Annotated in this window: 11 protein-coding genes; all 11 read left to right on the top strand. The window is 25.8% G+C overall.

Annotation, left to right across the window (positions count from 1 at the left end):
* Window positions 1-46 precede the first annotated feature (46 nt).
* From H9I45_RS03425 to H9I45_RS03375, 11 genes are read left to right on the top strand one after another with little or no spacing between them, the layout of a single operon-like run.
* Window positions 47-811 (top strand): hypothetical protein, encoded by a 765-nt coding sequence (locus H9I45_RS03425; RefSeq protein WP_140422735.1) that lies wholly within the window; start codon window positions 47-49, stop codon window positions 809-811.
* Complete coding sequence (locus tag H9I45_RS03420; protein ID WP_088353338.1) at window positions 808-1,725, top strand: hypothetical protein; 918 nt, start codon at window positions 808-810, stop codon at window positions 1,723-1,725. Before H9I45_RS03425 ends, H9I45_RS03420 begins: the two co-directional genes overlap by 4 nt.
* Window positions 1,718-2,647 carry a hypothetical protein gene (locus H9I45_RS03415; protein WP_088353339.1) on the top strand — a complete coding sequence of 310 codons (930 nt, stop codon included), beginning with the start codon at window positions 1,718-1,720 and terminating at the stop codon, window positions 2,645-2,647. Before H9I45_RS03420 ends, H9I45_RS03415 begins: the two co-directional genes overlap by 8 nt.
* Before the next feature lies 1 nt (window position 2,648).
* Window positions 2,649-4,358 carry an asparagine synthase (glutamine-hydrolyzing) gene (gene asnB / locus H9I45_RS03410; protein ID WP_088353340.1) on the top strand — a complete coding sequence of 570 codons (1,710 nt, stop codon included), beginning with the start codon at window positions 2,649-2,651 and terminating at the stop codon, window positions 4,356-4,358.
* On the top strand, window positions 4,358-5,740 hold the full coding sequence (locus H9I45_RS03405) for a CDP-glycerol glycerophosphotransferase family protein (protein WP_088353341.1): 1,383 nt from the start codon (window positions 4,358-4,360) through the stop codon (window positions 5,738-5,740). Before asnB ends, H9I45_RS03405 begins: the two co-directional genes overlap by 1 nt.
* 8 nt (window positions 5,741-5,748) lie before the next feature.
* Window positions 5,749-7,347 carry a glycosyltransferase family 2 protein gene (locus H9I45_RS03400; protein WP_088353342.1) on the top strand — a complete coding sequence of 533 codons (1,599 nt, stop codon included), beginning with the start codon at window positions 5,749-5,751 and terminating at the stop codon, window positions 7,345-7,347.
* Window positions 7,348-7,352: 5 nt separating this feature from the next.
* On the top strand, window positions 7,353-8,375 hold the full coding sequence (locus H9I45_RS03395) for a glycosyltransferase (protein ID WP_088353343.1): 1,023 nt from the start codon (window positions 7,353-7,355) through the stop codon (window positions 8,373-8,375).
* Window positions 8,339-9,487 carry a glycosyltransferase gene (locus H9I45_RS03390; RefSeq protein ID WP_088353344.1) on the top strand — a complete coding sequence of 383 codons (1,149 nt, stop codon included), beginning with the start codon at window positions 8,339-8,341 and terminating at the stop codon, window positions 9,485-9,487. The genes H9I45_RS03395 and H9I45_RS03390 overlap by 37 nt, the downstream gene beginning before the upstream one ends.
* Window positions 9,488-9,498: 11 nt before the next feature.
* A complete protein-coding gene (locus H9I45_RS03385; RefSeq protein ID WP_088353345.1) occupies window positions 9,499-10,839 on the top strand; it encodes an O-antigen ligase family protein in 1,341 nt (446 codons plus the stop codon).
* Window positions 10,832-11,842 (top strand): glycosyltransferase family 4 protein, encoded by a 1,011-nt coding sequence (locus H9I45_RS03380; protein ID WP_088353346.1) that lies wholly within the window; start codon window positions 10,832-10,834, stop codon window positions 11,840-11,842. The genes H9I45_RS03385 and H9I45_RS03380 overlap by 8 nt, the downstream gene beginning before the upstream one ends.
* A complete protein-coding gene (locus H9I45_RS03375) occupies window positions 11,843-13,165 on the top strand; it encodes an acyl-CoA synthetase family protein (protein ID WP_088353347.1) in 1,323 nt (440 codons plus the stop codon).
* The last annotated feature ends 2 nt before the right edge of the window (window positions 13,166-13,167 follow it).

Raw genomic sequence — 13,167 nt, 5'->3', positions numbered from 1 at the left:
TGTGTTCCCAAAGAATATAAATGTAATGTCGTTTAAAAATAACTTGTTGAAAGAAAAAAATGTTGAAGTTTTAATATTAGGAAATTCTCATACGTTTTTTGGACTAAACCCTTTTTATTTTAAGAAAAAGGCTATAAATGTGGCTAATAAAAGTAGAAAATTAGAAACAGATTATTTTATATTGAAGAAGAATATCTCTAATTTTAATAATATAAAAGCAATAATTTTGCCCATTTCTAGCTATACTCTTTTTACAGAAGAAATTACAAACGACGAAAAAAGATTGTATTATCATTTTTATGAATTAGATAATTATAGTCAAGGAATACTTGCAAATTCTTTATTGTTGAATGATTCATTTAAAGAACTTGTAGAAAATGCAATTGTAAGGAAAGTAAATGTTTCTCTATTTGGCTGGAGAGCAAGTAAAGAAAGTTATAAATACGACTTAAATATTATAGGTAAAAGAATTGGTAACCCTATGAATAAAATATCCAGAAAGTCTATTATTGAAAAAAACATAATTTTTTTAGAAGAAATAATTAAAATATGTTCAGAAAAAAATATTAAATTGTTTATATTATTACCCCCATATCATCCAGATTTCTATAAATTTTCCAATGAAATATATGATAAATTTATAAAATCAACATTAAAAAAAATAGATCTAAAAAAAAGTAAAATCATAGATGGGATGATGTTTAAAATTACTGAAGATAAATACTTTAAGAATGTAGATCATTTGAATGAAAATGGATCTACTGTTTTTTCGAAAAAAGTAGATTCAATTATTAATTTAATTATTGAATGAAAAACTTTATAATTAAAATAACATTTCTTGTAACTACTATTCTTATAACTTATATTTTATTAGGTTTTTTAGCAGATGGTACAACAGACCCTTTTTATTTAAGATTTACGAGTCCAAAACAAAAATCCTTGATTTTAGGAACTTCAAGAGCCGCTCAAGGGATAAGACCGCAAATTTTAAATTCAGTAATAGATAAAAATATATTAAATCATTCGATTTATAATTTTGCCTTTACAATTCTTCATAGTCCTTATGGCGAAACATATTATAAAGCCATAAAATCTAAATTAGATGAGAATAGTTTTAATGGGCTATTTATTTTATCTGTAGATCCTTGGTCAATTTCCCAAAGAACAAATTTAAATTACGATATCGAAAGTAAAAAAGAACTTTCTAAGCTTACTTTTTTTAATATGAATCCTAATTACGACTATTTAGTTAATTCTTATAAAAACTCTATGTTTAACCTATTAATTAATAAGTTTAATAGAGATTCGACTTTACTGCTTCATAAAAATGGCTGGTTAGAAGTAAATATAAATATGGAGAAAAACGATTTAAGAAAACGAACATTATCTAAGATAGAAGTATATAAAGAAAATGGAAAAATATATGAAATTTCAGATAAAAGAATATTTTGGTTAGATAAAACTATACAATTATTAAAAAAACATGGTCGAGTAATTTTAGTTCGTATACCAGTTAATAAAGAAATTTTGGCAGTTGAAAATGAATTATGTGAAAATTTCGATTCAATTATTAACACTAGATTTAATAATTTATTGTATTTAAATTATAAAGAAGATTCAAATAATTACACCTTTATAGACGGCAATCATTTATACAAAGCATCTGGAAAATTTTTTTCTAAAAAATTAGCAAACGACATAAATAATTTATCTTTTAATGAATAAATTTTTGAAATATATTGCTATTAAAATAAGTGTTTTGTTACTACTTATTACTGTGTATGTTGGAGGAGCATTCTTTGCCAATTATAATGATAAAACTGATTATCCTGCAGCAATTATAAATAAATATAATAGACTAGACTCTTTAAAAAATACATCTAAAATTATTATTGCTGGTGGATCCAGTTCTTCTTATAGTATAAATAGTAAACTTTTAGGAGAAACGTTTTTAAAGCCAGTAATAAACACAAGTTTGGCAATGAGTTTAGGAAGTAAATATCATTTAAACTTAACGAAAAACTATCTAACAAAAGGAGATGTTATACTTTATATTCCTGAATATGAATATTATTATGGAAAAGAAAATGGAGACGATTTTCTTTATACTACGCTTTTTTATTCCCCAGCTATTTTTAAAGATTTTACAAGATTTCAAAAGAAATCTTTTTTTAAGAAAGCAATTCGATTGTCAACAAAATTTTATATAAGTTTATTAAAGAAAAAAGAAGCAGCTCCAACACAATATAAAAGAGAATCTTATAATTATTTAGGAGATAATATTAGTTTGGTCTCTATAAATGATTCAAAAATAAAAGCTGAAGAAATTAATAGATATCAAAAATTAAAAAGTAAAGAAATTAGTAGCAAATTTGTGACTTTTTTACAAAAAATGAATCTTATTTGTAAGCAGAAAGGCGTTCAATTAATTATAACTTTTCCGCCTTTAGAAAAATCTCAATTTGATAATCGCTTTCTACTAGATATAAATATGTTAAGAAAGGAAACCAATCTTACATTTGTTGGAAACCCAACAGACTATTTATATGATGCAGATTTGTTTTACGACAGTAGTTATCACTTGAATGGAAAGGGAAGAAAAATAAGAACAAAAAAATTAATAGAAACACTTAAAAATAAGTTGTAAAATGTGTGGAATTGCTGGTGTTGTTGGAGAAAATATAGAGAAAGATAGTATTCATAAAATGCTGCTTTCTCAAACACATCGTGGACCAGATTATACAGGTGTTTGGGAAGGAGAAAATGTAGCTTTAGGACATAATAGATTGGCAATTATCGATTTAACAGCAACATCAAACCAACCTTTTACAGATAATTCAAACAGATATCAATTAGTTTTTAATGGAGAAATTTATAATTATTTAGAATTAAGAAAAGAACTTAATTATAATTTTAAAACAAATTCCGATACAGAAGTTTTATTAGCTGCTTATTTAGAATGGGGAAAAGATTGTTTGCATAAATTAAACGGAATGTTCTCGTTCGCGATTTGGGATGCTAAAAAAGAAAAATTATTTGCAGCCAGAGATCGTTTTGGAGTAAAACCTTTCTTTTATACTCAAATTGACAATAAATTAATTTTTTCATCAGAAATAAAGGCAATTCACGCTTTTGGAATTCAAAAAACTCCTAATAGAAAAGTTTGGGCAAATTATTTTGCATTTGGTAGTTATGGATTGCCAAATGAAACTTTTTGGCAAGATATCTCTCAATTATCAGGAGGACATTATTTAGAATATTCAAACAAGAATTTAAAAATTGAAAAATGGTATTTCTTTGAACAAGAGATTAAAAAACACCAAGAAAAATACTCTTACGAAGAAGTAAAAACTAAATATTCTAATCTTTTAAAACAAAGTATTCGATTGCGTTTTAGAGCAGACGTTGCTGTAGGTTTTAATTTGAGTGGAGGCTTAGATAGTTCTGCATTATTGGCATTCGTAAACGAACAAGAATACAGCGAAAACATAAAAGCATTTACGTTTTATACGGATGATAAAAGGTATGACGAACTTACTTGGGTAGAAGAAATGATTTCGATTACAAAAAATCCTTTAGTTAAAGTACTTCTGAAGTCTGATGAAGTTGAAGAATTAAGCAAAAAAATAACATTCCATCAAGATGAGCCTTTTGGGGGAATACCAACTTTGGCATACGCTAAAATTTTCGAGCAAGCTAGAAAGGAGGATGTTTTGGTTTTGTTAGATGGGCAAGGAATGGACGAACAATGGGCAGGTTACGATTACTATCTTAAAAAAGAGGATGCAAACATTATTCAAGGGGTAAATAAATCGCCTTTTAAAAAAGAAGTTTTATCGAAAGAATTTTTGGCATTGGCAGAAAAACCAAAGTACCCAAAACCATTTAAAGACGATTTGTTAAATAAACAATACAGAGATTTATTTTATACAAAAATACCAAGAGCTTTGCGTTTTAACGATAGAGTTTCAATGGCAAGTAGCACAGAATTAAGAGAACCTTTTTTAGATTATAATTTGGTTGAATTTGCGTTTGCACAACCTTTAGAATATAAAATTAAAAACGGAATTCAGAAAAAAGTATTAAGAGATATTGTTTCCGAATTTTTAAGTGATTCAATTACATACGCACCAAAAAGACCCTTGCAAACTCCACAAAGAGAGTGGTTGGGGAATGATTTAAAAGATTTTGTTTCTGGAAAATTAAAAGAAATTGAAAAAAGTAGTTTTTCTAATTGGTTTGATTTTGATAAATTAAAAAAAGAATGGGAAAACTATTTAGAAGGAGATAACGATTCTAGTTTTCATATTTGGCAATGGTTAAGTTTAGCATTAATTTTAGACAATAATACTAATTAATGAAAAAACTAATCATCATATTACCAAGAGGAGAATCCATAAAAAACTTTGTGTATTCTGGCATTACAGATGCATTAAGAGAAGAATATAAAATCATATTTTTCTCTGTGGTTCCTAATGAAGAAATTAAAAAATATTTAGTTGCTAAATGTGATGAATTTTATGAATTAGAAGAAGAGCATCAACAAAATAAATATGCAAATGAGTTGTTGAAAATTCTTCAAATTGCGCATTTGAATAAATTAAACTCGGTAACAGGAAATTTAAAAATTGTAAAAGACGATTTACTAAGTAAAAAGTCAATAAACGCTAATATTGTAAGAAAATTAAGGAAATTAATTGCCTCTTTTTATAAATCTGAAAGTTCTTTAGTAAAATTAACGGAAAGGTTTGAACGTGCCAATTTTAAAAACCCAAAAGTTTTAGAATTGGAGAATGTTTTATTAGAGATAGAACCAGATTTGGTATTTAATACGTCTCATATTCATAATTTAATTTCTTTAAATTTAATGTATGCTGTTAAAAAGCTAAAAATAAAAACGGCAACTTTTCTATTTTCTTGGGATAATTTAACTTCTCAAGGTAGAATTATTCCGACTTACGATGTTTATTTTACGTGGAATGATAAGATTAAAAGAGATTTACTAAAAATTTATCCAACCGTAAAAGAAGAAAATGTGTTTGTTACAGGAACACCACAATTCGATTTTCACTTTAATGAAAAATTTATAGATTCTAAAGAAGAATTATATCGTTTTTTGAAAATTCCTTTAGAAAAGAAAATCATTTTGTATTCCACAGGAATGGCTTTTTACACACCAAAAGAGCATATAATTGTTGAAGAAATAGAAAAAGTATTAAGAAAAATAGATGATAATCTTCAATTAGTAGTAAGAATTTACGCGAAAGACGATAATACAGCTTATTATAAATTAAGAGATTCGAACCTAAATATTTGTGTTCCAGACCATTTTTGGGAATTGAATCATTTAACACCAACTTTAAAAGATATTTCTTTGTTTAATAGTTTATTGAATCATTGTTCTATTGGTATTAATGTGGCATCTACAGTGTCTTTAGATTTGGCAGTTTTAAACAAACCAGTTATAAATATTGCATTTAATCCGCCAAATGAAAACATTTATCCTAATGATTATGAGAAGATTTACGAATTCGATCATTACAAACCAATCGTAAAAAGTGGAGCCATAAGTTTGGTGAGGAATACAGAAGAGTTAGAAAAGCAAATTATAAATTACTTAAACGATTCCAGTTACTTGGAAAAGGAAAGAAAAGATTTGGTAAACTCATTTTTTGGAAACGAGTTAAAAAAAGATAAAAAACTTACATTTGTTAGCATATTTAATTCACTTTTAAAATAAATAGAAGTTTGCAAATTACTTTAGTAGTTTTTAATGATATAGATAATATTGATTGGGAATTTGGCCATAAAATAGCCATTTCTTATGCAACCAAATCTTTATTGGATGCAAGAGAAAGCATTTTAAAATTAGAAGCTACACATATTTTATTTTGGGATTTATTTATTGGAAATTTGCCGACCAAAAACCAATTAGAAAAAACGATAAACTCAAAAGGCAATTTATGGCATATTGGGTCTAAAATTGGTTTAAGTGAGAAACCATATTTATTAGATGCTATTCAGCCTACAAGTATGTTGCATTTAACTATCAATCATAAAATAAACCACAGTTCTTGGAAAAATACTTTTAGAGGATGTTTGCTAGAAAAACGTGTCTTCGATTTTATCGATTTATCTAAATATTCAGATTCTTTAGATATTATAGGTTTAGATTTTGGTTACAAAGCAATGAAATCTGGAGTAATTACAAGATATTCAGTAATTTTATCAGAAGATATTGTTGAGAAAAAAGCGTCACTAAAATTAAAAGAAGAGTTATTATTTATCAGAAATAATTTTGATACAAAAGCTTTTATTTGGACATACATTACAAACTTATTTAAAATTTCGCCAATTTCATTTTACAAAGCATTTTCAAAAAATGAAAAGAAAGAACTAATAGTTTTCAACCATTCTAAGGAAGAAGATATTTTAGTAAATAAAGACATTTCTACTTCAATAGTTATTGCAACTTTAGAACGTTACGAAGTTTTAAAAAATGAACTAAAGGAATTGCAGCAGTTAAATCCTGCCCCAAATGAAATTATTATTGTAGATCAAACTCCAAAAGAAAAGAGAGATGCTACTTTTTTAAAAGGGTTTTCAGATTTACCAATTATTTATTTAGAGATAGAAAAAATAGGGCAGTGTTCTGCAAGAAATCTAGGAATACAAACAGCAAAAAGTAAGTTTATTTGGTTTTTAGATGACGATATGGAAGAAATTCCTATAAATTATCTACAAAAGCATTTAGAAACAATTTATAATTTAAATGCAGGTATATCTTGTGGAATTCCAGATGAGATTGGTACAAATTATATCAACAGAGATATTGCAAAAATAGAATTATCAAGCGGATTTCCAACGAACGACGTTTTGGTTAAAAGAGATTTATTAATTAAAGTCGGTGGCTTTGACGAAAAAATGGATCAACTCCAAAGTGAAGACGAAGAATTGGGTTTGCGTTGTGTAAAAAGTGGTGCATTAAACGTTAAAAATAATCAGTTAAGAATTGTACATTTAAGAGCAAGTAGAGGAGGTTTAAGAAACCATAATGTTCGTAAAACAACTTTTGCATCCTCTAGAAATAGTTTGTTTCAGAGACGTTTTTTGCATTATTCGGAAATTTATTCTCACTTTAAACATTTTACAAAAAAACAAGTTAAAAAGAAGTTGTTATTAAATATTAGAGGTACATTTATAGTGAGAGGTAGTTCTTTTAGAAAAATTGTCAAAATTTTTATTGGGATTTTAATCTTACCTAATACAATTTTTATACTACTGAAAAGAAGTAGAGTCGCTAAGAATATTTATAGAGAAAAATCTAATACACTAAAAAACCTTTAATTATATTGAGAGTATTACAAGTAATAGACAAATTAAATGTTGGTGGTGCAGAGCGTATTTTTGTAACCCTATCGAATCTATTATTTCAAAAAAATATAAACGTTGATGTTTTGATTTTTATAAATAATGGGAAATTACAACAAGATTTAAACAATAAAATAAATATTATCGATTTTCAAAGACAATCTAAGTTTAGTTTTAAAAATGCAAAACAGCTTTCGTTAATATTAAAAAATTATGATATAATACATACTCATATGCGGCATGTTTTTCGGTATGTAAAAGTTGTATCTTTAGTATTTAATGTTAAAACTAAAATAATTCTTCATGATCATTCTAGTAATACAAAAAAAATCCCTTTTTTATTAAATTCTTTTTTAAGCCCTAAATATTACATTGGTGTTTCTAATAATTTAAAAGAATGGGCTATTTCAACTCTAAATATCCAAAAAAAATTTTGCTTTTTATTACATAATGTTGTTGTAAGTATTGATAATTGTGATGAAGTTAAAAAAAAGGAGGGAGCTGTTGTAGTTGGAAATATTAAACCCGATAAAAATCAGTTATTTGCAATACAATTATTACCACAATTAAATACTAGTTTAACTATTATAGGACAAATACAAGATATAGATTACTTTAATAGTTTAATAAGAGAAATAGAGAAATTAAGTTTGCAAAATAAAGTAACTTTTATTCATAATGAATTTAATGTTCAAAAAAGATTAAATAACTTTCAATTTGCATTAAGTACTTCAATTAGAGAAAGTGGCCCGCTTGTTTTAATTGAATTTGTAGCACAATCTTTACCTTTTATTGCTTTTAATACTGGCGAGATAAGTCTTATTTTGAATAAAGATTTGCCTAACTTTTTTATAAATAATTTTGAACAACAAAAATGGATTGAAAAAATTAATAATTTAAAAGAAAATAATATTGATTTAAAATCAATTTATGATAAAAACTTTGCTCCAAATTTATATTTACAAAAATGTCTGAATATATACAAAGAAATATTAAACTCTTAGTTGTATCTGATACAGGGATTGTATTAGATAAAGATGGAAATTATAAAGCTTTTGGACCTGTTGTTAAAGAGTTAAAAAATTTATTAGATGTATTTGATGAAATTACTTGGATTGGTTTTAATAGAAAAAAACAAATTAATAACAAATCCTACGTAAAAATTTCTGATAATAGAATAAAAGTTGTTTTGCTAGAGGAAGTAGGAGGTAATACTATTTTTGATAAAATAAAAATAATTATTTCATACCCAAAGATGTTTTCAATAATTAATAAACTGATCATAAAACATAAATATATACATTCTAGAGCACCTTCAAACCCAAGCATAATAGTTATGTTTTTATCTTTATTATATTTAGATAAAGTTTTCTGGCATAAATATGCAGGCAGTTGGATAGATCATGCTTCTTTTTTCTATAAATTGCAAAGATTTATATTATCAAAATTAAGATCAAACAGTGTAGTAAGCATAAATGGTAAATTTTCAAATAAAAAAAATATTATATCTTTTGAAAACCCATGTTTGGATGAAAAAGACAGGAAATTAGGAAAGTTAATATTAAAAAGTAAAAAATTAAGAGATAAGGTTAATTTTTGTTTTGTTGGAGGATTAAATTCTAAAAAAGGTGTAGATGATATTTTAAATGCATTTAAAAATATAAGTTCAAAAAAAATTGGTGAAATTCATTTTGTTGGAAATAGTGAGTTAAAGGATTACTATATGAAATTATCTGAAGAAATTTCATATAAAACTGTTTTTCATGGTTTTTTGGCAAAAGATGAAATAAAAAAAATCTATAAAATATCAAACTTTATACTTTTGCCTTCTAAAAGTGAAGGTTTTCCTAAGGTTATCGGAGAAGGCATGAATTTTGGTGCTATACCAATAGTATCAAATATTTCATGTATAAATGAATATATAAATACGAATAAAAATGGTTATTTAATAGAAAAGCCAATTTCAGAAAATTTGATAAATGTTATTAAAGAATGTTTAAGTTTAGATGAGAAAATTTATTTAGATTGGGTAGATTCAAATTATAAGATTGCAGAAAAATTTACATATTCATATTACAATTATAGAGTTAAAAATGAAATTTTTAAAATCAACTAAAGTTATTTAACATGTTGAATAGTAAAAAAAATATTAACAAAAGATTATTATTGATTGGTATACATATAGTAATTGGTTTTTTGGGTACGATTCCAATAATCTCTAAGCTAATATTTCTTACAATACTTTTTTATGCTTTTTTTGATGTGTTTACTAAAAAAAACTCAAACAATGAAGCACTCTTGTGGTCAGCATATTTTGTTGGAGCAGAGGTTTTTATTAGAATGACAGGCGCACTTGTTTTTTACGAAACAGGAAAGATTTATATATCATTACTTTTAATATTAGGCTATTTAATTGAAAAATTTAAGAACGTTATAAATGTTTCTTATGTTTTTTATTTATTATTATTATTATTAGGAATTGTTTTTACTAGAATACCAGAAGGTGAATCTCTATCTGGTGCTATTAGTTTTAACTTGAGTGGTCCTATTTCTTTAGGAATTGTTGCTATACATTGTTATAAGAGAGTCATTACTAACAATCTTTTAAAAAAAATATTATTTTATTCTTTACTTCCAATATTCTCAATGGTCATGTTTATGTACTACAGAACACCAGATCTTAGTGAGATTGTTTTTACTGGATCTGCAAATTATTATACTTCTGGCGGTTTTGGACCAAATCAGGTAGCTACTGTCTTAGGGTATGGGATTTTTATTTTAGGTGTTTTTATTTTTTTTAAAATTAGGCTAACAGGTTCTAGAATCGTAGATTCATTGTTTTTAATCTATTTTATTTATAGGGGACTTCTTACATTTTCTAGGGGAGGTATTATTACTGCAGGTATTTGCTTAGCAGTTTTATTTTTAATAATAACTATTTATAGTGAAAAAGGAATAAGAAGTTTTGCGAAATATATTGTCATGATTGGCTTTTTTGTCTTTGGTGCTTGGCTTTATACTTCTGGAGTTACAGGAGGGATGCTAGATAATAGATATGCAGGTAAAAATGCCATTGGTGTAAAAAAAGAAGATATAACATCTGGAAGAATTGCTTTATTTGAAAATCAATTAAATAATTTTTTAGATTCACCAATATTAGGTATTGGAGTAGGTAATGGTAAATATAAAAGAGAGATGAGTGCAAAAAAAATTACAGCAGCTTCACACAACGAGCTTACAAGGTTAATAGAAGAACATGGAATTATAGGGGTTTTTTCTTTATTAATTTTGTTTTTTACCCCTTTAACAAATACAATATTTAATGGAGATGTTTATCAAAGAGCATTTTTATTTTCATTTTTTATATTTTGGTTTTTAACCATTAATCATTCTGCCATGAGAATTGCTTTTCCAGCCTTTATATATGGTATGAGTTTAATAAAAATAGAAGGTAGAGAGTATGTCTAAAAAAATTTTATACATAGGTAACAATCTTACAAAAAAAACAAAATATAGTATTTCTATAACCATTTTGTCTAATTTATTGAAGTCAGAAAACTTTAATATTAAAGTAGTTTCGGATAAACAAAACAAAGTTTTACGGTTGTTTGATATGATAAAAAGCATTCTTATTTTAGGAAAGCAAATCGATTTTATATTAATAGATACCTTTAGCACAACTAATTTTTATTTTGTACTTATAACATCTCAATTAGCAAGAGTTTTTAAAATTAATTATATTCCAATATTAAGGGGAGGAAATTTATCATTTAGATTAAAAAATAATATTTTTTATTCAAATTTAATATTTAAAAATTCTTATAAGAATATAGCTCCATCTAATTTTCTTAAGGAAGAATTTAAAAAGTACAAGTTCAATACTACTTTTATTCCTAATACAATTCCTTTAAAAAAATATAAGTTTAAAGAAAGAAATTTAATACAACCTAAACTACTTTGGGTAAGGTCTTTTAAAGAAATTTATAACCCGAAATTAGCGATATTAGTTCTAAATTTAGTTTTAGAAAAATACAAAAATGCTAAACTTTGTATGATTGGTCCTAATAATGATAAAACTTATTTAGAATGTAAAAAATTGGCAGAGGATTTAAAAATAATAGATAATTTAGAATTCACAGGAGTTTTAACCAAGGAAGAATGGCATAAAAAATCTGAAGAATATGACGTTTTTATTAACACAACCAATTTCGATAATACTCCAGTAAGTGTTATTGAAGCAATGGCTCTTGGGTTGCCAATTGTAAGCACAAATGCTGGAGGAATGCCTTATTTAATAGATCATAAAATTGATGGAGTTTTAGTAAATAAAAACAATGCTGTTGAAATGTCGAATGCCATTATAGAAATTATTGAGGGAAAACATCCAGAATTAAACAAGAGCGCCAGAAAGAAAGTGGAACAATTCGACTGGGAAGTTGTAAAAAAACAATGGATTGAAATTCTAAAATAAATGAGCTATAATGTTTTTTTAGAAAATATAATTTTACCTCTGGGCGATTTTTTTAATAAATCGACCTATTTAGAACAATTAAAATATTGGAGAAAGTTAGATTCGTTTTCTGAAGATCAATTAGAAACATTACAGAAAGAAAATTTAGAGAAAATCTTACAATTCTCAACAAAAAATATAACGGCTTATAACAATATTTCTTTAACAGGAGAAAATCCTTTCGATTGGATTCATCAATTCCCAATTCTTTCCAAAGAAGATTTAAAAACGAATTCAGAAAAATATCTATATACAAATAAAAAAGGCTTAGTAAAATATAGTAGCAGTGGTTCTTCTGGTGTACAGGCATCAGTTTATATGAACAAAAAAGAACAATCTAACATAAGAGCAATTTTAAGTCATTGGTGGGAGTGGAGTGGTTATAAAATCGGTTCTCCAATTGCTCAAACTGGAATTACGCCCCAAAGAGGTTTTTTAAAAACGATAAAAGACATTTTATTTAATACAATTTACATAAATGCGTTTAGCCATTCTCAGGAACAACTAAAAGTCTTATGTAATAAATTAAAAAAGAAGAAAAATAAATTTTACTTAGCTGGTTATGCTTCCTCCTTAAATATAATTGCGGAATATGTTTTAAAAAATGAGATAGATATTCAATTAAAGTCAGTAATTAGTTTTGGAGATAAACTTTTTAATCATTACAAAAAAAATATCAACAAAGCATTTAACTGCAATGTTATGGATACTTATGGATGTAATGAAGGTTTTTTAATTGCCAGCCAAAAAGATTTGGAATATAAATACATTATGTCTCCTCATGTTTATTTAGAAATTTTAGATGATAACAATAAACCCGTAAAAGACGGAGAAATAGGAAATGTTGTAGTAACAAGATTAGATTGTTTTTCCATGCCTTTAATTCGTTATAAAATAGGTGATTTAGCCATTAAGTTACCAAGAAACGAATATCCTGAAAACAGAGAATTCAATTACCCATTACTTCAAAAAATAGTGGGTAGAGAGACAGATATTATCTATTTGCCTAATGGAAAAAATATGGTTGTTCATTCTTTTACAGGAATTTTTGAATACATTCCAGAGGTAAAACAATTTCAAGTAGTTCAAAATGATTTAGATTCTATAACAATTAAATATATAAAATCGAATATCTTCACAGAAGAAATTTTAGAAAAAGTAACTAAAGAACTACAGAAGTATATTAAAGATTCAAATTTTTCTATAATTTACCAAGAAGTAGAATTTATAGCTCCTTCCAAATCAGGGAAACCTCAAATGATAGAAAATAATATAAAAAAATAAAT

The organism is Polaribacter haliotis (assembly GCF_014784055.1).
In the GTDB taxonomy this organism is placed as follows: Bacteria; Bacteroidota; Bacteroidia; order Flavobacteriales; family Flavobacteriaceae; genus Polaribacter; species Polaribacter haliotis.
This window is presented reverse-complemented; position numbering and strand designations above follow the sequence as displayed.